Raw genomic sequence first — 22,838 nt, 5'->3', positions numbered from 1 at the left:
CACGAATTTAATTCCGCACCTGATTTATATAAACACTAAACTTAAATACATTTATTTTAAAATCCCTTCGATGTAAAATTAACGTTTTTAAATACATGGCTATACGTTGGTGCGGAATATTGTCCTTACCTATTAATATTAGAATTCTTGTTCTGTTCTTCTGATTATTTCATCTTGAATTCGTTTGTCCAAAATAATAAACTGAGCACTATAACCCGCTACACGGATGACCAAATCTTTATATTCGTTAGGATTTTCTTGTGCCGCAATTAGCGTTTCTTTATCGACTACATTAAACTGTATATGCAGTCCCTTTTGATCAAAATAACCTCTTAATAAAGAACCTAAATTTTGTAGCCCTTTAGTTCCTTTAATTGATCCTGGATAGAATTTTTGGTTAAGTAGAGTGCCGTTAGATGCAATATAATGATCTAATTTTGCAACTGAATTTACTGCTGCAGTAGGACCATTGGTATCAGCACCTGTACAAGGAGATACGCCATCAGCTAAGGGGTCGTGAGCTTTTCTTCCGTCTAAAGAAGGACCGATAAGATCGCCAAGTAATACATTGATCGCCGCAGGGTATAATCCCGCATGGAAATCACCCCCTCTAGGGTTTGTATATTTTTCGACTTCTTCACAATAAATCAAAGCACCAATTCTGGCTAATTCATCTACATCATCAATGTCGTTACCGAACTTCGGTGCTTTATTTTTTATCAGTAGTCTTATTTCTTCATGCTTTCTTTTATCTTCTGCATTTTCTGCATCGTCACCAAAGTTTGTTGCAAGTGCTTCTTTTAGGTCTTTTAAAGTAAGTTTTTTTGTATCAAAGACAAGATATTTGATCGCGGCAAAGGCATCGCCTACATTGGCAACACCGACGCCTTGTGGACCAGAGAAGTTATAGTGTGCGCCACCGTCTTGAAGAGATGTACCCGTAGAAATACAGTCGTCAACCATGCAAGATAAGAATGGTAAAGGTGCTCTTTCTGCATGCGCTATATCGATGACATTGTCAGTGCTTATAAGTTGGTATACAAAGAATTCCATTTGTTTTCTATAAGCGTCTATTATTTCTTCCATTGAAGAGAATTCTGTAAATTCGCCTGTTTCTGGCCCTATTTGCTTCCCGTTAGACATGCCATTATCAACTACAATTTGAAGAAGTCTGGCTAGGTTGAAGAATGCAGAGTCATGCCACCCTTCCGTTTTGCCTGGAACCTGAGGTTCAACACACCCGATTATTGCGTATTCTCTGGCGTCTTTTAGAGTGAGTCCATTATTGACAAGGGAAGGAATGATGACTTCATCATTGTAGTAGGAAGGCATACCAGTTCCGAGTCGACTAAGCTCACAACTTCTCATAAGAAGTTCATCAGGTGTTTTATTCCAGATTCTCACCGAAAAAGAAGGTGCAGATAATCGTACGTGAGCAGACGCATCAATACACATATAGGTAAGATCATTAGTCGCATCTTTACCATCTTTGGTCTGACCGCCTACAATGAGGTTTTGGAACAATGGGTAGCCACCAAAAGCTCTTGTAGAAATCGCATCTCTTACTTTATTAAGGTCATTAAATTTTACCCAGATACAATCAATTAATTCTTGTGCTTTATCAATATCAAAATCTGTTGATTTCGTATCCATTTCATAATAAGGATACATATATTGGTCAAATCTACCCGGAGATATTGAGTGACCATTTGATTCGATGCTGATAACCATATCGATAAACCAAAAAGATTGGCAGGCTTCATAGAAGTTTGACGCACCAAATTCAGGCACTTTTTTACAGTTTTTAGCAATAATTAAAAGCTCTTCTTTACGACGAGTATTGTTTTCCTGTGCTGCCATTTCATTTGCCAAATCTGCATATCGATTGGCGTACCTGATAACTGCATTACAAGATATAATTATTGATTCCCAAAATGGTCTCTGTTTTAAATAATTGGGAGCTGTTTTGTCAGCCGCTGCCATCGTGTTTTCTACTTCTTCAATGATACCTCGATAACCTTTTTTTAGGATTTTGGCATAATCTACCGAAACATGTCCAATGCCGTTAAGGTGGTAATTACCCACTGTAAATACATTTTCTTCCAATGCTTCTATATTTTCTTTTGTCATATATGAAATGGCTAATTCAGATGTCGTTTTACCTTCCCAGTAATTAAAAACATCTTTCAGCTGTTCTTTTACTTCGTCACTTATTTGGAAAGCATCTCCGCTTCTTTTATCCATCGTTTCAAATTCATCAACAATCCATTTATGCGAGAATTCAGGAAAAACTTGAGATGATTTAGGTTCAATAGTCTGACTTCCTACTATCAATTCTTCATCTCTTATTATGATTGGAATTTCATTTAGTATTTTCTCAAAGGCTTTTGCTCTTCGTAAAACGGTTGGTTTATCTTCAGTTTCTTTGTATGATGCTGTAAGTAATAATGCCCGGCTTGCTTCTACACGCGGGACAGCGTCACGCATTTGATTTTTCAATGTTATTATTCTGTCGCTAGGTTGACTAAAATTATCTTTTAAAATGTACATAGTTTTACCCTTTTATGATTATAATTAATTAATTTTATATTCTAAATTAGTTGTTAATCCTATAACCGACATTCCGTATTTAAACGAAAAAACAAAATTAAAAAATGCCTGAATGCTTTGCTTATACGACACTGATATCACGTTTAGATAAATAATCCTGTATTAATAACCAGTATTTTCTGGTTATTAAAAATAACTGTCACATTGAGTTGTTCTTTAAATCTACATGCTAATCTAAGTGATAAATAATTTAAACGTCACTTTATAGAATCATCTTTTATTTGTAATACCAAATTAACCAATCTATTTATTAAATAAAACTTTTTTATGATATTGCGTTCAATAAACTCGATCGTCCCCACAGTTAAAGATTGTTTGTTTATTTGTATTAGCGGTTAATTTAACTTAAGTCACAAAAATTCATAAAATAGCCCCTCCCGTTTCATATTGAAACAAAACACCACCGCCTACCTTTCAATATGGAACAACATAAAATAATTATCTAAAGGAGCGGGCATGACTGAGCCAAATCTCATACCGTAGATGCTCATCGGGTTTTAAGTAATTAACTTGGAGCGAACCGACGTAAAATAGATTTAGGATGTCGATTACAGATTCTGATTTCACGTAGCGTTACGTAAAAATGGTGAGTCAATTGCCGGTAAGTGAGTGCTACAACATGATAAGTAACACGACGACCGCAGATGCATTATTAGATCGTTTGTGGCACAACAGCATTTGTAGTTTGCCAATGGTGTCTATAATTAATAGAACAGTCTAAAGTCGGAGGTTTTATGGATCTGTCAAAATTACATACCGGAATGATGATTTCCAGTAAAAAAGGCGATGGTCACATCATCAGTATTGATCGCGAACAACATACAATGCAGGTTATTGATTTTATGGATAATCACGAATTTGAAGTCGGATTTGAATATATCAAAGACGATCCTCAGGTTCATAACCCGGAAGGTGGTTATTACTGACAGCCGGTATTCTAGGCAGTAAGTTAATAACAGCCTAGATAGGTATGTTGAGCATTTACCACGGAAAAAGTCCCTACTAAACAAAGGGACTTTTTTAATGCTAAACCTGCCACCATTAATTACCCAATTGAGATCATGGCTAAGCAAGCTATTCTGCTTTCTATTAAGCTCGCACTCGTTCAACGTTTATCGGTGAGTAAACACAATTTAGATTAGCCATAAACTTAGCTTAAATCACAGCGAATTTAACTCATAAAGAGATCTTAGGCTGGATAAAATCGATAAACGCCGAAATACGTTTTGCTACGGAAGAAGACTTATAGAACACCGCGTTGATCTGCTCTCTGCCCGTATTGATTAATTTTTCAGGCTCCAATAACGCGACCAATCGCCCTTCTTCAATATCTTTTTTTACCATAAAGCCCGATAAACAGGCAATACCATTCCCCGCTAACGTCAGTTGGCGAACGGTTTCACCATTGCTAGAGGTCAAAGTGGACGCTAATGTTTCAAAACCTTTTAGCGGCCAATGATTGAGTATTTTTGGCCCAGAAAAGCCAGATCGGTTTTCTTCTCTAACAGGTCTACAAAACCTTATTAAATGCTTGCACCAGTGGCACTAACTGATGAAACACAAACGGGCTGGCAGCATCGACGCGTAAGCGCCCTTTAGGTAATTCTCCGCGCGTAATAAGCTCTTCCTCCGCTTGTTGAATGCGCAGCAAGCCAATACGTATGGTTTCGACAAATTGCCGACCTTCATCAGTCAACTCAACACGCCGCGTAGTGCGATTAAGTATAGATACGCCAATCAACAGAGATAATCCTTATGCCTTTAGCACTACTTGCATTGACGCTCAGCGCCTTTGCTATCGGAACCACCGAGTTCGTCATCGTAGGACTTATTCCTACGATGGCGGCCGATTTAAATGTATCCCTACCATCAGCCGGTCTTTTAGTTAGCCTTTACGCCCTTGGTGTTGCGGTTGGCGCGCCAGTTTTAACGGCACTGACTGGCAAGTGGAATCGAAAGCACGTCTTACTTGCTGTGATGTCCTTGTTTGTGGTTGGTAATTTACTGGCGTGGCAAGCACCGGGTTATGATACGTTAATTATCGCCCGTATTATTACAGGCCTTGCTCATGGCGTATTCTACTGATGTATGTTCTGCTTTAGCGGGAGCCGATGATAACTGCTCTTTAATAAGCGCCAGTCTTTTTCGTTTACAAGCATTAGCCAAAAAACCAAAGTGACGAACTCGCATCACGCCCTTAGGAAGTACATGCAACATGCTTTACTGTATACATTCCAAGATTTTTTCATTAACGCATCGGTTTTCTCAATAACTAATTCTCGATGCCTTAACGCTTGCATCATCTTAGCTCGATACACATTAGCAAGGGCTTTTACCGGAAACAGATAATCAGATTTCACCCCACGTATGTAAAACTACTGTGCTGTCGAGTTGAACCTCTACAAAAGCTGATTACGTCAAATCTATTTTGCGCTTAACCATATGATCCACAGCAAAACGACCTCCACTAGATAACAACTTGCAACAATAAAGCTCCCCATAATACATGCTGGGCGTAAGCGGCCGCGGCAATATCTTCTAAGCTAATAACAGCCCTTGGTTACTTGTGGTTTAAATTCAGGTCGGTAAATCATGACTGTATGGTCCACCAGCACTGACGATAAGGCTTGCTTAGCTCGATGGTTTGCGTTAATTGCTTTAAACGCTTTAATACAAAAAGGGCTAGCACAATGCTAACCCGCTTAATTCTTATCGCTACCTACAAAATATTAGTACTCTGTCTTATACCAGACTCGTCAACATCTCATCTGAATATTCAACTAAATCCTTACCATCACGAACACGCTCGACATAATCAGGGTTAGCAATAAATGGTCGACCTATCGCCAGCAGATCAAATTTATCATCCGCAATCGCTTGACTACCGGCTTCAGCAGTAAAGCTACCCACGCCCACTAATGTCTTGTTATAAATGCTACGAACATAACTTGACGCTCGACCACCTAAATAATCAAATTCCATCGCATCATCAAAAATGCCAATATGTAAGAAAGCTAAATCACGCTGCTCAATCTCGGGGATAAGATAATCGAATACCGCACGATCACGACTGTCGCCAGCCATATTGAAGTATGCACCGGGTGATATACGTAGTGCCGTTCTGTCATTACCGATACGAGCAACGATTGCATCTAGTACTTCAAGAGCGAAACGTGACATGTTTTCAGGTGTCTGGCCATATTCATCACTGCGGCGGTTACTGTCGTGATGTAAGAATTGATCAATTAAGTAACCGTTAGCACCGTGAATTTCAACGCCATCAAAACCAGCGTCTATCGCGTTTGCCGCGGCTTGAGAATAATCACTCACTAACTGAGCTATCTCTTCAACCGTTATCGCCTTTGGTATTTGATAAGTAAGCTCGCGCATTCTCGGTACACTGCCTTCAATACCCACTGCAGAAGGTGCCATTACATCTTGGCTACCCGTTGCTTGATAAAAGTGTGGATGTGCGACACGGCCTGTATGCCAGAGCTGTGCAAATATTTTACCAGCGTTTGCATGTACCGCATCAGTTACGGTTCTCCAACCATCAATTTGTGCTGGCGTAAAGATACCCGGGGTATTTGGATAACCTTGACCGTCAGGACGTATGATCACCGCTTCAGAAATGATTAAACCGGCCTCGGCCCGACGACCATAGTAGTCAGCCATATCTTGAGTCGGTACTAATTCATCATCAGCCACACAACGGGTCAGCGGTGCCATTAGAATGCGATTTTTTAAAGATAAAGTCTTATTAAGTACATAAGTTTGAAATAAGTTAGCAGTCATAGCGCCTCTGATTATCAATGATTCTTTCTTGAATGTACGTTCAAGATAATCTTTTTTGAATGATCATTCAACAACTATTTTTGAATAAGCGTTCATTATTGATTATAATGAGGGTCATTGCATAATATGACTCAGATATAAAGAGTCCCAAAGAGAGCGACGAACTAGCCATGCGTATTGCAGAATTTGACAGAGAGAAAGTACTGAGATCTGCGATGACCTCCTTCATGGATAAAGGTTACGGTAAGACCAGTATGCAAGATCTGAAAAAGGCCACAGGTTTGCACCCTGGTTCTATCTATTGTGCGTTCGAGAATAAGCGCGGCCTTCTGTTAGCCGCATTAGAGCAGTATCGTCTAGATAGAAATGCGGAGTTCGCTGGGATTTTCACCGGTCAACGTCCCGTACTCACTGAGCTTAAAGCCTATCTGGATCATATTGTTCTAGAATGTCAGAGCTGCGATGCCTCTCGGGCTTGTTTACTGACTAAGGCGCTGAATGAAGTCGCTGAACAAGATGCAGAAGTACATGACATTATTACGCTACATCTTGCCAACTGGCAGGTGGCGATTACCCATGTATTGCAACAGGCTATTGATCAAAAGGAAATTACCAGCGACCGTAATGCGGATTTACGTGCTCACTACCTGATGATGGGTATATATGGATTACGAACCTTCGCCCATACGCACCCAGAAGGTAATACCATTAAGCATCTCGCTGATCAGCTATATCAGGATGTGTGTCGGTAGATTAAACTGCGTAGATCTATTTAACAGTCTATTACCGACTGCACTACTGCGGGGGGACATTATTTTCTAACCAGGTTAAAGGGTGTTCCCATAAATGACTCGCCTTGCGACTAAAAAACTTCATGTGACCTATTTCACTTAAATTACATGCTTCAGGCGATAAGGTCATTGTTTCAGCGTTCATATTTTTAAACACGGTCAACATATCAGTCACATTGACATCAATAGCGATGTCATCATCGCTGGCATTAACCCACAGCGACGGCATCGAGAGTGTATCGTACAGGTGATTATATATCGATTTACCAAAGGCCGTCTTCACATACCCCTGTCCATTACACCAGTGACGCCATTGCTGCGCTACGCGTTTAGGTAAAGGTTCTCCCATGCCAAGTAACTGTGACTTAGTATGACCAAAAAGTAGGTTACTCATTGGTATGAAAATATTCATAAAGAAATGTGCTTTAAAAGCATAAGGCATTTTCATGTTTTTTAATCGACCAGAAGAGCTAGCAAAAGTGAAAATGGAGCTGAGGTCTTTCGCATTATGCATTAAGCCGACTAATTGCCCTCCGGCGCTGTGGCCAATCAGGTGATAAGAGCTATCTGGATAGGTTGTTTTGAGAAACTCAAGGACTGCCGGCATATCTTGCTCTCCCCAACACTGTAGTGATGCGGTACTCGCACTGACTTTACCCGATAATGACTTTCCAATACCTCGGTTATCAAACGTGATCACAGCATATCCATGCTCAGCTAAAAAACAGGCGAAATTTTTGTAAAACTGTTGTGTTATCCCAGTCGCTGGTGCAAGCAAAATTGCTGCTTTTATCTCAGTTGTGGGTTTAAAGAGTGTGGCCGAAAGTTTGTAACCATCTTGGCAATAAACATCTACTTCATCTGTGAAAAAATTATCCATTTTAGCTTATCCATTCATGTAACATATTTACAACATTGTACGCGAGGTCATACCAGTTTCAACATATTATTTGAAACCATCAAACTTGCTTGCTCGATGCCTATAAAATGCCGCATATTGCGGCATTTCATTTATATTAATGAAAGCTAAGATACGCCCTCGATTGCCACTTCATCCAAGTCAAACGAAGCGTTGATCAGTTTTTTAGTGTAATCGTGCTGAGGGTTATTAAATATTTCCTCAGCAGTTCCCTGCTCCATCACTCTCCCTTTTTGCATCACTAATACTCGGTCAGATAGGGCTTTGACGGCTTCAAAATCAGTGCTCTCGCAATGGCAATACGTTGACGCTGACCACCAGAAAACTCGTGCGGATAACGATTGATTGAGTTCGGTTCTAAACGCACTTCTTCGAGCGCGAGACAGGCTTTTTGTAACCGTTCCTGTTTGGACATTTTAGGTTTGTGCATCCTTAAGCCTTCAGTAATGATTTCGCCAACCGTCATACGCGGTGACAGCGATCCGTACGGGTCCTGGAAAACCATCTGCACGTCTTTTTTCAGTGCAAATTTTTCCTTATCACTGAGTAAACTGAGATCTTGACCTTTATAGGAGAGATTACCGGTAAAGGGCAACAAGCCAATGATAGCTCGACCTAGAGTCGATTTACCAGAGCCAGATTCACCGACAATGCCCAACGTCTCACCTTGTTTCAGTGTGAGTGAAATGCCTTTAACCGCTTCAAAATATTCGGATTTGCTGGGAATGAAGTGAGATTTAACTAGGAACTTAACCTTAATGTTTTCAGCACAAAGTAGCTCTGGAGCAGTTGCTTTGACTGGCTGTTTTTGACCTTTCGGGATCGAGTTAATCAGCATTTTGGTATATGCGTGTTGTGGTTCCCGGAAAAGTAGTCCCGTTTCCCCTTCTTCCACTATTTCCCCCTTGCACATTACCATCACTCGGTCAGCAAGGTGTTTAACAACGCCGAGGTCGTGCGTAATAAACAAAATAGCCATACCCATTTTTCTCTGGAATTCTTTAATTAAATCCAGCACTTCGGCCTGCACCGTAACATCTAACGCAGTGGTCGGTTCGTCAGCAATTAGAATGTCAGGTTCATTGATAAGCGCCATTGCAATCATAATACGTTGTAGCTGACCGCCTGAAAATTCATGTGGATACTTGCTGTAAGCTTGTTCTGGACTAGGTAAATGAACGAGAGTAAAGAGTTCTAAAACACGTATTTTAGCCTGTTTTTTTGACACTTTACGATGGCATATCATGGCTTCGGCAACCTGAATACCCACTCGTAAATAGGGGTTCAGAGACGTCATTGGTTCTTGGAAAACCATACCAATACGATCACCCCGGATTGACTGCATTTGACGTTCAGTTTTGTCTAAGATCGATTCACCTTCAAAAACAATGCTTGATTGTGAAGACACGATAGCATTGGCTGGTAATAGGCACATTAGCGCATTAGAGGATACCGATTTACCCGATCCCGATTCACCGACAATAGCCAGTGTTTCACCGGATCTCAACTCAAAGTTGACATTTTTCACCGCATCAACTATTCCGTCATTGGTCGTAAAACTGACGGATAGGTTACGAACTCGAAGAATGGTTTGGTTTAGCATGATACGTCCTTATCCATTTAACAGATGCGTTGCATGGTGTGGTGTGGGTCTGCCGTCACTCTTAGCTTAGCAAAGTGATGATGCGCTTTCTGGATATGTTCATATTTAAGCATCCACTGAGCATCGCGTTGAGCGTGACAAAAAGCGCCCATATGACGGAGAATATCTTCACTTTTATTATCGATAAGCGTCATCGTTCGTTGAACAAGATAACTTGTTTCAAGAGAAATGAACTGCAACAGCGCATAACACTGGTTCAACGTGGTAAATGCGCGTTGTTGCTGCCCCATTTGATTGAGGATCTCAGACTGCGCGACAGTGGCATCTCTTAACCCTGATAACAAGCATGAAAACTGGCACGGTTTAATATGCTCATTTTCTAATGCCTGATGAATATGGTTTGGAAGATGGTCTAATACCTCCCCGTATAGCTGATGAGCTTCAGGCCAATAACCATGTTCCATTAACTTTTCTGCCTTTAGGTAACACATCCAGCATTGTTGCAATTCCATAATCCACCTCAAATTTATAAGATATACTAATGTTAATGAGATTTATTATCAATTGCAAATCTAAATCATTCGCACAGTGATATCTGTCACTAAAATAATGATGTCACACTAATTATCCGTTATTTAGACCGTTTAATAAGAGGATTAACCTATATAGACGAATTACTAAAACCGAAATAAGCAATGGCATGAATTATACATTGACTACAATTGATGCTTTTAAATCCCCCAATTTAAACACCTAAATAGACTAACTCCTTATAAGTACATGAAACCATATAGACTAACTAATTTAGAGTATTATGCTAAAAAAAGGTGACAAACTTAACAGATCGTAACCTATAAAACGTTAATCGCACATAAACTAACAAAGAATCATATTTAAGCTGTAGTAACTGCCTGAACTACTTTATGGGGATTATAAAACTAGTTATAAAGTTTTTGTAAGAATAAACATCTACTGCAAGTCATTATCAATTGTTGATGAAATGTTTATTTATTGCTAAATTATTTTGCCATGGAGCGGTAAATACAGTGTTGAATAGTGAATTATTCTATTGGTATCGCTTAAATAAGATAAAACATGGATGGAATTGAATATGATCTCTAAGGTTAGTTGCTATATTGCTGTAATATTAAGCATGTTTACCTCTTCGGCTTTCGCCGCCAGTGAACCAGTCGGGTTTGATAAGGCTGTTGATCAGTTCTTTAACGACAACCTAAGTTGGTTCGCTAACGCTATTTTCACCTCAGTCCCTGTTAATGGGACAAATTTTCCCATCATCGTAGGCTGGTTATTTATCGCGGCCATTATTTTCACATTTTATTTCGGTTTTGTTCAGTTCAAGCGTTTCGGTTTAGCGGTTAAGATCGTTAAAGGTGACTTCACTGATCCGAACAATAACGATCCTGGCCAGGTGTCTCACTTCCAAGCCTTAACAACCGCTCTTTCTGGTACGGTCGGACTTGGTAATATTGCCGGCGTTGGTGCTGCACTTGCCATTGGTGGTCCCGGTGCCACGTTCTGGATGATCCTGTGTGGCCTACTCGGTATGGCTTCAAAGTTCTGTGAATGTACACTTGGTGTTAAGTATCGTAATGAACTGCCAAACGGTGAAGTCTCGGGTGGTCCAATGTATTACCTTAGCCGAGGTTTAAAAGAACGTGGTTTTACTAATCTAGGCAAATTCCTGGCTGTCGGTTTTGCAATTATGACTATCTTAGGCGCACTTGGTGGTGGCAACATGTTCCAAGGCAACCAAGCGAACGCAATGATTGTACAAGCTCTGGGTATACCTGATGGTTATGGTTGGGTTACAGGGGTTATTTTAGCCATTATGGTTGGTTCGGTTATTATTGGTGGCATGCCATCAATTGCGAAAGTAACAAGTAAATTAGTCCCAGCAATGGCCCTGCTATATGTAGGCATGTCGGTTATTGTGTTGGTATCAAACGCATCTATGATTGGCGATGCATTTGCCCAAATCATTGAAGGTGCCTTCACGGGTGCTGGTGTTGCCGGTGGTTTTGTTGGTGCATTAATCCAAGGTATGAAACGTGCGACATTCTCGAATGAAGCTGGTGTGGGTTCAGCAGCGATTGCGCATGCAGCAGTAAAAACCAAAGAGCCTATAACTGAAGGTCTCGTTTCGGTACTCGAACCATTCATTGATACCGTGATCATTTGTACTATGACGGCACTGGTTATCACCATTTCAGGAATGAACAATGGCGACCTTAGCGGTGTAACACTGACCGCCGCGGCGTTTACTGAAACGGCTGATATCTTCGAGTATATTCTGGCAGTGGCTGTTGTTATGTTTGCTTTCTCAACAATGATCTCATGGTCTTATTATGGCCTTAAAGCTTGGACATATCTGTTCGGTGAAGGCAAAAAGACGGAACTTGTCTATAAAATTATGTTCTGCTGTTTTGTGGTTGTCGGGGCAAGTGTGAGCTTTGGTGCTGTGATTGATTTCTCTGATGCAGCTATCTTTGCAATGTCTATCTTCAATATCATCGGTTTGTATTTCTTAATGCCAGTGGTGAAAAAAGAGTTACATTCGTTTATTGCCCGAGTTAAATCTGGTGAAATAAAAGATTACAGTAAAGAAGGAGTACTGGTTTCTAAAGAGATAAACAACTAATTTTATAACCCTATCTTTTTAAAGAATAAATGGTCCAGTAAATTGTATTGACTGGACCATTTTTAGTTATATATAGCGACATCAAATTTAGAATTTGATTGTTAAAATACTAGTTTTGATTGTACAATAACATCTATAATTTTAACTGAAATATCAGGAATTCATTGGTTTGGAACTGAAAGAACTAAAAGTTTTATTTGATAATGGCGGTCTTAAAACGGTAACAATAAAACGAGCGCCATTAATGAACGGTTATATCTTAATAGTAAAAACAGTAAATAAGAATGTACATGTGATGACGTCACAACGTGAAGAATCAAATATCCCAAGGGCATTTAAGACGATCGATGCGGCCGCGGCAAATGCACAAAAGATTGGTTTTAAAAAGATAGGTATTGATTTTTCGTGATCAGAATTATACCTGTATATACATACAGGTATAATTCATCCCCCGTAAAAATGGCACTTTTGCGGTACTAGATTACATATTTTGATCTAAATAGGTTTGATTCATCGACATTAACCGGTTTTTTTCCTGATCTGAAATAAAACTTGCTTCAATTGCATTAAAGGTAAATTGTGCTATTTCAGTTTTAGACATAGAATGCGCCTCTCCAACAGCCATAAAATTGTCTGTCATATAACCACCAAAGTATGCCGGATCATCAGAATTGATCGTCACACACACGCCTTTACGCAATAACTCAACAATATTATGTTCAGCCATGTGTTCAAAAACTTTTAGTTTGATGTTAGAAAGCGGACAAACGGTCAACGGTGTTCTATGTTTGGCTAACTCTTTAACGAACGTTTCATCATCCGAACAGCGTACACCATGATCAATACGGGTTAATTTCAGCAGGTCTAACGCATCACGAATGCTACTGGCGGGCCCTTCTTCACCAGCATGTGCTACAGTTAAAAATCCTTCATCAAGTGCATATTTAAATACTCGCTCAAACTTACTGGCTGGGTTACCATTTTCTAACGAATCTAACCCGACGGCGACGATCTTGTCTTTGTGTTCAAGTGATTGATTTAATGCTATAAATGCGGATTTCTCATCGAGATGACGTAAAAAACACATGATCAATTGACTGGTAATACCGAGCTCATCAACTGCTTGAGATAACGCATTATGGATACCGTTAACAACAGTATCAAAACTGATACCACGCTCGGTGTGTGTTTGTGGATCGAAAAAAACCTCGGTATGAACAACATTGTCGTTTTTACAACGCAGCAGATAAGCCCAGGTAAGGTCGAAAAAATCCTGTTCTGTGATTAATACATTCGCACCTTGATAATAAATATCTAAAAACGATTGCAGGTTATGGAAGTTGTACGCGTCTTTAACTTCGGCACATGAGCTGAAAGGAATATCTATATTATTGCGTGCGGCAAGTTCGAACATAAGTTCGGGTTCAAGCGTGCCTTCGATGTGTAAATGAAGTTCTACTTTAGGTAAATTTTGAATAAATTGTTTCATGATTAAGTTCCTAATAAAATTTATTAAGTACTTCTCTTTAATAACAGACACTACAAAGAGAAAAGTATTAAAGTACTAAACTCCTCGTAATCAGGAATTATTGGTTCCTGGTAGAGACCCCTAATCCATATTATTAGGGTTATACGAAGGAAAACTAATTACAGAATTGAAATGCTGAATTAGCTTGAAACTGATTGTACAGAATGTAATTTAGCAAGTCTATGGTTTAAACATAGCAGCTTGACCACGAAAAGCCCCATTGTTATCAATAAGATTCCACACAGTTGCATTTTCTATCCAAAAAGTACGACCTGTAGAGGAAATACGTAAACCGCGATAATCATCAATGAAACCAAACGCCGTGACTCTCGCCAGTAAAACCTGTCTTTCATCACGATCCATGGGTTTCGCTGACTTCCTCGATGGCAAAGTAACAAAATCTGACCAGCTAAGTTCAAATGATTTTAATGCCGACTGGTTACCATAATTGAATATTGGATCACTTTCAGTACCATGCGATACCACCACAAAGTCAGCGTCAAATAAAGCTTTAGCAATATTGATATTTAAATCAGTATCATCAATTAGTTTCTTTCCAGTTAACCGATAATAACTGGATAGTAAAAGTTCGGCATGCTTACTTAGAAAATGATTTTCCGTACTTGGTTCATTCAAAATAATGTCCTTATTATCGTTAATATTAATGAGTTAAATTAGGATCGATACATACAAATTAAAAATTTAGGCGTGTCTGTGTTAAATCTACTAGCTAGGACTCACATCATGTGATCAGATTTCACGTAGCGCACCAAAAAACAAGGTGTTTATACTGTTTGCTTATACAGTTGTTAATGCTATAATTGCGCGGTTAATCATTAATAACATTTTATTTACCTGGAAAAATAATGCCTAAAGCATTGATAAATATAAGAAATAACTCAATAGTCTCGTCTGAACACTTAACCGAAGAACACATTGAAAATCTAATTCGGTTTAGTGATCGTAAAGAACAGTTAGAAGAAAACACGCTAAAGTCGTTACATTACCATGTGAGTAAATTTAATGATTATTGTCTCACTCATAATGTCATTCCCTTGCCTCTCCAAGACGCAACGATACTTGAGGCATTTCTTATACAAGAAAATGAGCGCGGTTGCAAAGCCCAAACACTGCGTATTTATGCCTGGGCGGTTTCAAAGATCCACAGTTTAGCCGGTTTAGAGATCCCTTATTTCAAAACGATAATTACCGCTCGGTTAAAAATAATCTCGAAACGAGAGGTAAAACTCGGTGTAAAACGTAAGCAAGCGGTTGCATTTTCTTATAGCCATTTAAAATTTGTAAACGAGCAACTCGATATAAACTCACTACTGTCGATACGTAATGCACTATTGCTCAACATTTGCTATGACGGTTTATTACGAGAAAGTGAAGCCTGTAATCTATTTGTCGATCAAATCCAAAAAGTGAATGGTCTGTATAATATCAACATTACCAACTCTAAAACTGATAAATCATTAGATGGCTCTATTGTTCATTTAAGTAAATTCACCTCTAAACTACTGCCTTTGTATTTACAAAAGGTATCAGCACATCATGGCCAGTTTTTGTTTAAACGTATTACCCCGCGCGGTGGTAAATTAGAAAAGTTAAAACCAAGTGATCATAGTCCAAACCCACATGACAAACCGATATCAACCAAAACTGTTGAGTTGGTATTTGCGAATACTTGGCATTCAATAACAGATTATAATCAATCTGTCAGTTTTGATCTCTATGTTGATTTACCCGAACGCCCATTCAGTGGGCACTCTGCCCGAGTTGGCGCCTCTTGCGATCTTGTTAGCGCAGGTTATGATGACTCGTTAGTCATGCGGGCGGGAAGATGGAAAACATTAAGAATGGTCGAGCTCTATACTCGAGGCGTGAATAATAAATTCGCGACAGTACGAGAATTTAGAGAACGATTGGATACAATGACCGACATATAAGTTTTTCACGATAGTGGAAAGGTACATGACCTTTCCACTAATTCAGGTCTAGCCATCTATCAGCAGAACCATTTCATTTAGCGTCGCATGAAACATACAACTGACATCATCATGACTAAACTGATTACCATTTAAGTTAACCGTAATTTCTGTGTCATCATTGTCTGTCTCTACATACAGTGTGTTTTTAATTTTTGGATAATTTTCCATTAACACATTTTCAGCATGCTTCCTGGTGATCTTATTACTTAAGTGTACGGTAATAATCCCCGTCCCTAGTAACAGATTATTCATACCATTTTCAAACACATCTGTAAGCATGCCTTCAACAAACTGACTTTTTGAAACGTTACATTGTTCGCTTATCGTTTCTAATTTTTCGAGTAAGTCTTCGTACATTCTTATCGTGCTATTTTTTCGTGTTGCATCAGGTTTAATCTTCATGTTTACCACTGAGTCCATGAGTTAACAAAAACCTATTTATTTTAAAATAGGAATTAAGTGAATACATTTTAGCACACTAATTAGTTCACTTACCATTCATTATATTCACCTTAATAAAGCATATATCTATTATATAGATTACAATCTATTGAACAATTAACGACTATTATTAATATATTTAAATAAAGTATTAAATTCATTGTATTGTATAACAATGCATCCTAAAAGTATTCACCATTAAAAAACAGTAATATCAAGGGCTTTATTTCGTTTAACGGTCATTATACGAAATAAAATAGATTAAGCTATTTCTCGTTGAACTTAATATTACAAGTTTATTGCATGATAAGTGATTACAATTAAGAGCACTTATTGCTTTATTAGTGCAGTTATATGTAAATTTATTTATGTTAAATAATAGAATTACTTACTTGATTAATTATTCTCATTATTAATGATTTTATTAAACAATAAATAAACTCTTTTAGCGCCATCAACGCGGACATGCATTTTAGGCCGTTATTTTTATTATTACTTGTAGTTACCCATGTAGCAAACTAGATTTTACACAGCGCACGTTAAAACAATCTAATTATTAAATATAAGCCTTTAATATCAGCATGATAGACATAAAAACGGTGACTTTAAATGACGTGTAATAGTGGAGAATTAGCCCGTATAAACTGAATTCGTTACCTTTGTTGAGCAATTAATTATACTGTATATATATACAGTATAATTAACATGCCCGTAAAAACAAGACCTCAGCATCTGCATGAAATAAATTATCCTTAAATTACAGCCACTTACGCGAAGGTGTTAAACCAAGTATTTTTAGCCAAACCGACTAATCCCTTGATTAATGAGTCATCAATCAACACTAGATAGCGTTACTATTACCTTATTGTAAAAATACAGATTAAAACACGGTCTTTAATGGGCAGGTACTAAGAATAGAGATAGAATACCGATAACTTAACAATACGTTTCAGGGATAAAATGACCAACAATCACAGAGCCGATTTTATACTAGTGATCACCACTGTCCTTGCTTCTGCAGGGTGGATATTTTCCAGAGAAGCAATTCAAGTTTTACCAAGCTCGGGATTTATCGGATTAAGGTTTATCCTTGCTTCATTATTATTATTGCCCTTTTGTTATCGTGGACTGTTATCGATAGATCGTAAAACATTATTTGAAGCCTCAAGTGTTGGCTGCTTTCTTGGGGCTGCAATATTACTGTGGATCTATGCAATTGCTCACAGTGACTCATTAGGCGAAGGTGCTTTCATCATGAGCCTTTCTATGCTTTTCGTTCCTATCATTGCTTGGTTATTTTTTAAAAACCGCCCTCCTCGCGTATTTTGGTTTTCGCTGCCCTTTGCAATTATCGGTTTGATGTTTTTATCGCAAGGCAGTTCGTGGTCCTTATCAGGTAGCCAAATTTGGTTTGTGCTATCAGCGCTGATGCTTGCCATCCAATTTAATTTGAATAGTCATTTTTCACAGAAAATCCCCACATTAGTACTTACTTGTATTCAGTTATTTGTTACAGGAATATTAGGCGTAATCGTTTCATTATTCACAGAAACTTGGCCTGAAATAATTGGGATGAAAACATGGGGATGGTTAGCGATGAGTGTATTGATTGCGACAAGTCTACGTTTCGCTTTGCAAACGGCAGGACAAAAAAATACAACCACAGCAAATGCAGCCATCATTATGATCTTAGAACCAGTGTGGACAGTTATCTTAAGCATGGTTTGGTATGACGAAGTATTAGGGTTCACACAAGTTATTGGCTGTGGCTTTATTATTTTTTCATTGTTGATATATCGCGGAAGTGAAAAAATACGTTCATTGATTAAGTTATAATAAACTGCTTTACACTAGTGATGATGATTATTCTTACACACCATCAACGGATGGCTCATCACTAAAACTTATTGGTGGTTACCAGTTTAATCGTATCGTTGCAATTGAAGCGCAATATACATCTTACGGTGAAATAGAAATGTCTTTTCTAAAACCTGAATATCCACCAGCCCACCTAGTTTATAGCTATCCATAAATCAATATCCGGTCGTCTATTCTACAAGAATTCGTATTCAATTATTATTTCTTCTCTTACCTTCTGCCACTAAATAACTGAAGCTTATAGCACAAGTTTCGTCACTCATTATCCCTAACGATCATAGATCAAGTAATAAAAAATAACAAAACCGCGTCCATTTATGCTCTATACGACATATGCTCCATACTAATTTTACCGCTAACATAAACCTGATATTGAGATAAAACCCTACCGATAGCACATAAATAGGATTTAACACTGTTATTTTCATTTATTTTTAAATTAATTCCTCTCCTTTATCTTCAAATACTTAGAAATCCAAACCAATGGCTTACGACTATAAAATATCATATTCACTGCTTTTACGCGCTTGTGCTGTACAAAAAATACCGATAGTATGCTTAAAAATTAGACAGCGACGAGTTAGGAGTTCATTTGAAAAAGTTATTACTTTGCGTATTTACTGGTACATTTTTAGTCGCTTGCGGTGGTTCTTCATCTACAGATGACAACATTCAAACGGGGCCACTTGATCCGAGCAAGATTCACGATGTAGTACCATATGTTAATTATAACAACGCGCCAGGTATTATCGATAATATAAACTTTGATGGCCAACAAAATGGTGGTTACACCTCGGCTATGTTCAACTCAGATTTTAATAATGAATGGGGAAATGTTTCTGGTGAAGCTAATATCATCGACAGAAATGGTTCAAAGCAGTTAGCGGTAACTCATCCCAAAGGCTATTACAAAAAAGGCATTTCCGGTGGTAAGCATTTAAACGAATTTAACGAGTTGTATTTTTCATATCAAATCACATTTGGTAAAGATTACGACTTTTCTATGGGCGGGAAAATGCCAGGCTTAGCTGGGTTAAACCCAAATGTAAGTGCTAAACCAGACGGTTGTAAAACAATCGGCGAAGACGAAGGTTTCAGCTTACGTTCGATGTTCCGTGAAAATGGTCGTGCCATTGGTTATTTCTATCACCAGGATAAGACTAAGTCATGTGGTGACGAAATTGATTATCAACATGAAGGCAAGAACTTCTCATTTAAACGTGAAAAAACCTATTTAATTGAGCAATACGTGAAAATTAACGATGCGAATCAAGCGAATGGCATTGTAACCATCTACGTAAATGGTTTTAAAGTACTTGAGCGTACCAATATGACATTTTCAGAAAACGGTATTTATGCAATCAATTATCAATATACCCAGTTATGGCATGGCGGTAACAGCAGTAGTTGGGCTGTAGATCGTGATTCTACCGCTTATTTAGATGATTTCACCTTAAGTACACAACCTCTTAGCTATACAAAATAACCCCTTAAATAATTAATTTAAGTTGGTCTTGTTTATTACAAGGCCAATTTTTTGTCTGTGAAAATTGCTTTCAGTGAATAGACAGTAACTAAAAAAATTTAACCAGGCTCATTATCAGAGAGAGAATTTGACTTGAAAAAAATATTACCTTGTATCTTTATTACTTTATTCTTAACCGCATGTGGTGGTAGTGGTAGCGATACCAATGATAATGATCAAACCGACCCGATAGTACCTGAAGTTCCAGAAGTACCCGACGTTCCAGAGAGCCCTGCTGAACCAGAAAATATTCATGATGTTGTACCTAACGTTGATTATAATAGTTCGGAAATTTTCGATTATGTTAACTTTGATAACAGATCAAACGGTGAATATACAGAAGACATGTTCGACACAGACTTTAACAATGAATGGGAAAGTATCACTGGTAGCGCAAATATTTTAGATAGAAATGGTTCAAAGGTGTTAGCGATAACGCACCCAAAAGATCATTATAAAAAAGGTATTTCAAGTGGTAAAAATTTGAATGAGTTTAATGAATTGTATTTTTCATATCAAATCACATTTGGTAAAGATTATGACTTCTCTATGGGTGGTAAAATGCCAGGCTTAGCCGGGTTAAATCCAAATGTAAGTGCTAAACCAGACGGTTGTAAAACAATCGGCGAAGACGAAGGTTTCAGTTTACGTTCGATGTTCCGTGAGAATGGCCGTGCTATTGGTTATTTCTATCACCAAGATAAAACTAAGAGTTGTGGTGACGAAATTGATTATCAACACGAAGGCCAGAACTTCTCATTCAAACGTGAAAAGACCTACTTGATTGAGCAATATGTCAAAATGAATGATGCGAATCAAGCGAATGGCATTGTAACAATCCATGTAAACGGCTTTAAAGTACTTGAGCGCACCAACATGACATTTTCAGAAAATGGCCAATATGCAATAAATTACCAATACTTCCAACTGTGGCACGGCGGTAATAGCAGTAGTTGGGCTGTAGATCGTGATTCAACCGCTTATTTTGATCATGTGGCAATTAGTACTAAACCATTAAGCTACAAAATTAATTAAAATCGAATAATCAAAATAAAAGCCACACTCTTGCAGTGTGGCTTATAGCCGACCTCCCAGTTTTAATCACTAATCTTCAAGACGGAAAACTACATCAACTTGATCACGAATAATAATTTTAGCATCTTGATAAGTTGATTCAATATTAGCTGAAGAATCCATCTCCATCGAACGCATTAGCGTTGGTCTTGGGCTTGTTCTGTATGTTATCTTCCATACACCACCCACATTCTCACCAAATCCTTTTGCCAACGATGCTGCTTTTTCTTTAGCATCTAATATTGCCGCTTGCCTTGCTTGTTCAATAAATTTGCTTTCATCACTTACTTTTAATTTAATATGGGTAATGCTATTAATGCCATCTCCCAACGCACCATCTAAATAGCTATTTAATTTAGCTAAATCACGAACAGTGACATTTACATTACGATTTGCTCGATAGCCTATAAGTTCTGGTTTACTGTCTTTCTTATACTGGTACTCTGGACGTAACGTGATATTCGTACTTTCAATATCTATTCGAGCGACACCTTCATCCTCTAATCGTTTATTGAACGCTGCAATTACCTTGTCTACTGCAGATTTGGCATCTTTAGCTGATTTTCGAATTTCAGATACTTGCACCGAAAATACAGCCATATCAGGTGAAGTAACAATTTCACCTATCCCTGTTGTTTCTATATGAGGGAAACTTACATCTGCGGCCATAAGGCTTGTAGAAATAAAAGAACTAGCAGTCAACACTGTCGCGAGTAAATATCTGTTCATAGAAATAACCTCTCATCATCATTGTTTATCTATCTGTGCTATTCAGACAGTAACAAATCGATAATTATCCTAACAATATGGAAAGTTTATAAATAACTAAAAAACATCAAGATGTATGAGTTGTGCGGCTATTCGTTGCGTTGTTTGATGATTATTTTTTCAGCAGCTTTCACAGTTAATGCTTTATAAAAATAATAACCTTGTGCATAATCACAACTCAATTCTTGTAATAAATCGCGCTGTGCTAACGTCTCAACACCTTCAGTAAATACTTTTACCTCCAATACTTCCAAGCCAATAACCTTACGCGCAAATTCACGATCAAGCGGTGAAGAACAAATATCAGCCACTAATGAAGGATCAATTTTTAATGTATCGAGGAATGAACGTAGTGTTCTCACTAAACTTAATGATGAATAACCGGAGCCAAAGTCATCAAAAGCAATGTTTATACCGAGTTTTTTACCGCTCTAATATTGTCGATTAAAGTAATCATATTACTGATCGATGCTGTTTCAATCACTTCAATTTCAAGTAAGTTGGTAGGACAACCTGAATTATGCATCCAACGAGACAACGCCTCAAAACCAACTATCGGTTGTTCTATACTTTACACCATGTCATTTTTCGCAACAATTTTTTAATCTAACACTACCTACTTTAAATCGGTCAAATATGCACATAATAAAAGATGACATTAGGCATAAAGCTAATTAAACAATAACTTACGATTTAATGGTTAGCGTTTTACTCGTAGTATTATTGTTAAAGATATTGGGTAAATGCGAAGTAAAATAAAATAGTGTGATAAACAACCACAATGATAGTTGAATAATGAGATATAACCACCAGCTAAATAACGCTTTTTAGCCTAATATACTAAGTTATATAGTTAAGTTATCAGGTGCAAATATGAACAATAAGCGTCAGTTTCAACGTGTGTTATTTAATCACGATGCTTCATTAACATGTAATGGGCATCAATGGTCAACAAATGTGATCGATTTATCTTTACGAGGACTGTCTTGTACTAAGCCCAAAAATGTCACTTTTGAAATTAACCAGCTCATGACATTATCAATACAATTAGCCCAAGATCAAGTGATTATAATGGAAGCAGTACTTATTCATAATGAAGAAGGTGTATTAGGTATGCGCTGTACGCGTATCGATATCAATAGCATTTCAGAATTAAGACGCTTAGTTCAGTTAAACTTAGCCGATGAAGCGCTTTTACAAAGAGACATAGAACATCTTGCGCTATCGCTACCTAAATTTTAACTTAGTTATAA

General features: G+C 38.0%; 20 protein-coding genes, 3 pseudogenes and 1 riboswitch. Of the genes and pseudogenes, 10 read left to right on the top strand and 13 right to left on the bottom strand.

The genetic code is table 11. The features are described 5' to 3' along the window. Positions 1–138: 138 nt before the first annotated feature. The gene (locus MORIYA_RS03635) at positions 139–2,550 is read right to left on the bottom strand and encodes a glycyl radical protein (RefSeq protein WP_112712780.1); all 2,412 of its coding nucleotides are present in this window, start codon (positions 2,548–2,550) and stop codon (positions 139–141) included. A 794-nt stretch (positions 2,551–3,344) separates the two neighbouring features. Here MORIYA_RS03635 and MORIYA_RS03630 point away from each other — a divergent pair. After that, complete coding sequence (locus MORIYA_RS03630) at positions 3,345–3,536, top strand: hypothetical protein (RefSeq protein WP_112712778.1); 192 nt, start codon at positions 3,345–3,347, stop codon at positions 3,534–3,536. Positions 3,537–3,786: 250 nt separating this feature from the next. On the opposite strand, the pseudogene MORIYA_RS03625 reads toward MORIYA_RS03630, so the two are convergent. After that, positions 3,787–4,348 (bottom strand): annotated as a pseudogene (locus MORIYA_RS03625) (LysR substrate-binding domain-containing protein); the annotation flags it as partial. A 17-nt stretch (positions 4,349–4,365) separates the two neighbouring features. Between MORIYA_RS03625 and MORIYA_RS03620 the strand changes: the two are divergent. After that, positions 4,366–4,692 (top strand): annotated as a pseudogene (locus tag MORIYA_RS03620) (MFS transporter); the annotation flags it as partial. A gap of 33 nt (positions 4,693–4,725) precedes the next feature. Here MORIYA_RS03620 and MORIYA_RS03615 read toward each other — a convergent pair. Further along, a pseudogene (locus MORIYA_RS03615) lies at positions 4,726–4,973 on the bottom strand (transposase); the annotation flags it as partial. 379 nt (positions 4,974–5,352) lie between these two features. Then, positions 5,353–6,405, bottom strand: coding sequence for an alkene reductase (locus tag MORIYA_RS03605; RefSeq protein ID WP_112712776.1), 1,053 nt, complete (start codon positions 6,403–6,405; stop codon positions 5,353–5,355). A gap of 170 nt (positions 6,406–6,575) precedes the next feature. Between MORIYA_RS03605 and MORIYA_RS03600 the strand changes: the two genes are divergently transcribed. Next, complete coding sequence (locus MORIYA_RS03600; RefSeq protein WP_162629223.1) at positions 6,576–7,157, top strand: TetR/AcrR family transcriptional regulator; 582 nt, start codon at positions 6,576–6,578, stop codon at positions 7,155–7,157. A gap of 43 nt (positions 7,158–7,200) precedes the next feature. On the opposite strand, the gene MORIYA_RS03595 is transcribed toward MORIYA_RS03600, so the two are convergent. The 4 genes from MORIYA_RS03595 to MORIYA_RS03585 all read right to left on the bottom strand — a co-directional run bounded on the left by MORIYA_RS03595 (position 7,201) and on the right by MORIYA_RS03585 (position 10,230). Then, a complete protein-coding gene (locus MORIYA_RS03595) occupies positions 7,201–8,076 on the bottom strand; it encodes an alpha/beta hydrolase family protein (RefSeq protein WP_112712774.1) in 876 nt (291 codons plus the stop codon). 146 nt (positions 8,077–8,222) lie between these two features. Continuing rightward, positions 8,223–8,336, bottom strand: coding sequence for an ABC transporter ATP-binding protein (locus MORIYA_RS21205; protein WP_232011495.1), 114 nt, complete (start codon positions 8,334–8,336; stop codon positions 8,223–8,225). Positions 8,337–8,356: 20 nt separating this feature from the next. Beyond that, entirely contained in the window at positions 8,357–9,718 is a 1,362-nt protein-coding gene (locus MORIYA_RS03590; RefSeq protein WP_232011494.1) for an ABC transporter ATP-binding protein, read from the bottom strand. 17 nt (positions 9,719–9,735) lie between these two features. Next, the gene (locus MORIYA_RS03585) at positions 9,736–10,230 is read right to left on the bottom strand and encodes a hypothetical protein (RefSeq protein ID WP_112712772.1); all 495 of its coding nucleotides are present in this window, start codon (positions 10,228–10,230) and stop codon (positions 9,736–9,738) included. Positions 10,231–10,829: 599 nt separating this feature from the next. Between MORIYA_RS03585 and MORIYA_RS03580 the strand changes: the two genes are divergently transcribed. Together MORIYA_RS03580 and MORIYA_RS03575 are read left to right on the top strand one after the other, a co-directional pair. Continuing rightward, entirely contained in the window at positions 10,830–12,377 is a 1,548-nt protein-coding gene (locus MORIYA_RS03580; RefSeq protein ID WP_112712770.1) for an alanine/glycine:cation symporter family protein, read from the top strand. A gap of 169 nt (positions 12,378–12,546) precedes the next feature. Continuing rightward, entirely contained in the window at positions 12,547–12,786 is a 240-nt protein-coding gene (locus MORIYA_RS03575; protein WP_112712768.1) for a plasmid replication protein RepB, read from the top strand. 72 nt (positions 12,787–12,858) lie between these two features. Here the strand turns inward: MORIYA_RS03575 and MORIYA_RS03570 are convergent, their stop codons facing one another. Next, entirely contained in the window at positions 12,859–13,866 is a 1,008-nt protein-coding gene (locus MORIYA_RS03570; RefSeq protein WP_112712766.1) for an adenosine deaminase, read from the bottom strand. Positions 13,867–13,933: 67 nt separating this feature from the next. Then, a riboswitch (purine riboswitch) is annotated at positions 13,934–14,033 on the bottom strand. A 52-nt stretch (positions 14,034–14,085) separates the two neighbouring features. Further along, a complete protein-coding gene (locus MORIYA_RS03565; protein WP_112712764.1) occupies positions 14,086–14,541 on the bottom strand; it encodes an MEKHLA domain-containing protein in 456 nt (151 codons plus the stop codon). 230 nt (positions 14,542–14,771) lie between these two features. On the opposite strand from MORIYA_RS03565, the gene MORIYA_RS03560 reads away from it, so the two are divergent. Further along, the gene (locus tag MORIYA_RS03560) at positions 14,772–15,857 is read left to right on the top strand and encodes a tyrosine-type recombinase/integrase (RefSeq protein WP_112712762.1); all 1,086 of its coding nucleotides are present in this window, start codon (positions 14,772–14,774) and stop codon (positions 15,855–15,857) included. Between the two features lie 48 nt (positions 15,858–15,905). On the opposite strand, the gene MORIYA_RS03555 is transcribed toward MORIYA_RS03560, so the two are convergent. Beyond that, positions 15,906–16,301, bottom strand: a complete 396-nt coding sequence (locus tag MORIYA_RS03555; protein ID WP_043994888.1) for a hypothetical protein — start codon at positions 16,299–16,301, stop codon at positions 15,906–15,908. Positions 16,302–17,300: 999 nt separating this feature from the next. Here MORIYA_RS03555 and MORIYA_RS03550 point away from each other — a divergent pair. The 3 genes from MORIYA_RS03550 to MORIYA_RS03535 all read left to right on the top strand — a co-directional run bounded on the left by MORIYA_RS03550 (position 17,301) and on the right by MORIYA_RS03535 (position 20,778). Next, positions 17,301–18,176, top strand: coding sequence for a DMT family transporter (locus MORIYA_RS03550; RefSeq protein ID WP_112712760.1), 876 nt, complete (start codon positions 17,301–17,303; stop codon positions 18,174–18,176). A 634-nt stretch (positions 18,177–18,810) separates the two neighbouring features. Further along, positions 18,811–19,704, top strand: a complete 894-nt coding sequence (locus tag MORIYA_RS03540) for a polysaccharide lyase (RefSeq protein ID WP_112712758.1) — start codon at positions 18,811–18,813, stop codon at positions 19,702–19,704. Between the two features lie 132 nt (positions 19,705–19,836). Further along, positions 19,837–20,778 carry a polysaccharide lyase gene (locus MORIYA_RS03535; protein WP_112712756.1) on the top strand — a complete coding sequence of 314 codons (942 nt, stop codon included), beginning with the start codon at positions 19,837–19,839 and terminating at the stop codon, positions 20,776–20,778. A 69-nt stretch (positions 20,779–20,847) separates the two neighbouring features. Here the strand turns inward: MORIYA_RS03535 and MORIYA_RS03530 are convergent, their stop codons facing one another. Together MORIYA_RS03530 and MORIYA_RS03525 are read right to left on the bottom strand one after the other, a co-directional pair. Further along, on the bottom strand, positions 20,848–21,546 hold the full coding sequence (locus tag MORIYA_RS03530) for an oxidative stress defense protein (protein ID WP_112712754.1): 699 nt from the start codon (positions 21,544–21,546) through the stop codon (positions 20,848–20,850). Positions 21,547–21,674: 128 nt separating this feature from the next. Further along, a complete protein-coding gene (locus MORIYA_RS03525) occupies positions 21,675–21,992 on the bottom strand; it encodes an EAL domain-containing protein (protein WP_232011711.1) in 318 nt (105 codons plus the stop codon). 466 nt (positions 21,993–22,458) lie between these two features. On the opposite strand from MORIYA_RS03525, the gene MORIYA_RS03520 reads away from it, so the two are divergent. Further along, entirely contained in the window at positions 22,459–22,827 is a 369-nt protein-coding gene (locus tag MORIYA_RS03520; protein WP_112712752.1) for a PilZ domain-containing protein, read from the top strand. Positions 22,828–22,838 lie beyond the last annotated feature (11 nt).

The sequence above is a fragment of the Moritella yayanosii genome (genome assembly GCF_900465055.1).
Taxonomy (GTDB): domain Bacteria; phylum Pseudomonadota; class Gammaproteobacteria; order Enterobacterales; family Moritellaceae; genus Moritella; species Moritella yayanosii.
Note: the sequence above shows the minus strand (reverse complement) of the source record. Positions and strands in the feature narration are given on the sequence as shown.

What these genes read in the sequence shown, in the direction of transcription:
- MORIYA_RS03585 (WP_112712772.1), bottom strand. Translation starts at nt 10,230, where the DNA reads ATGGAATTGCAACAATGCTGGATGTGTTACCTAAAGGCAGAAAAGTTA.
- MORIYA_RS03600 (WP_162629223.1), top strand. Translation starts at nt 6,576, where the DNA reads ATGCGTATTGCAGAATTTGACAGAGAGAAAGTACTGAGATCTGCGATG.
- MORIYA_RS03560 (WP_112712762.1), top strand. Translation starts at nt 14,772, where the DNA reads ATGCCTAAAGCATTGATAAATATAAGAAATAACTCAATAGTCTCGTCT.
- MORIYA_RS03635 (WP_112712780.1), bottom strand. Translation starts at nt 2,550, where the DNA reads ATGTACATTTTAAAAGATAATTTTAGTCAACCTAGCGACAGAATAATA.
- MORIYA_RS03530 (WP_112712754.1), bottom strand. Translation starts at nt 21,546, where the DNA reads ATGAACAGATATTTACTCGCGACAGTGTTGACTGCTAGTTCTTTTATT.
- MORIYA_RS03570 (WP_112712766.1), bottom strand. Translation starts at nt 13,866, where the DNA reads ATGAAACAATTTATTCAAAATTTACCTAAAGTAGAACTTCATTTACAC.
- MORIYA_RS03580 (WP_112712770.1), top strand. Translation starts at nt 10,830, where the DNA reads ATGATCTCTAAGGTTAGTTGCTATATTGCTGTAATATTAAGCATGTTT.
- MORIYA_RS03555 (WP_043994888.1), bottom strand. Translation starts at nt 16,301, where the DNA reads ATGAAGATTAAACCTGATGCAACACGAAAAAATAGCACGATAAGAATG.
- MORIYA_RS03550 (WP_112712760.1), top strand. Translation starts at nt 17,301, where the DNA reads ATGACCAACAATCACAGAGCCGATTTTATACTAGTGATCACCACTGTC.
- MORIYA_RS03630 (WP_112712778.1), top strand. Translation starts at nt 3,345, where the DNA reads ATGGATCTGTCAAAATTACATACCGGAATGATGATTTCCAGTAAAAAA.
- MORIYA_RS03605 (WP_112712776.1), bottom strand. Translation starts at nt 6,405, where the DNA reads ATGACTGCTAACTTATTTCAAACTTATGTACTTAATAAGACTTTATCT.
- MORIYA_RS03590 (WP_232011494.1), bottom strand. Translation starts at nt 9,718, where the DNA reads ATGCTAAACCAAACCATTCTTCGAGTTCGTAACCTATCCGTCAGTTTT.
- MORIYA_RS03595 (WP_112712774.1), bottom strand. Translation starts at nt 8,076, where the DNA reads ATGGATAATTTTTTCACAGATGAAGTAGATGTTTATTGCCAAGATGGT.
- MORIYA_RS03520 (WP_112712752.1), top strand. Translation starts at nt 22,459, where the DNA reads ATGAACAATAAGCGTCAGTTTCAACGTGTGTTATTTAATCACGATGCT.
- MORIYA_RS21205 (WP_232011495.1), bottom strand. Translation starts at nt 8,336, where the DNA reads ATGGAGCAGGGAACTGCTGAGGAAATATTTAATAACCCTCAGCACGAT.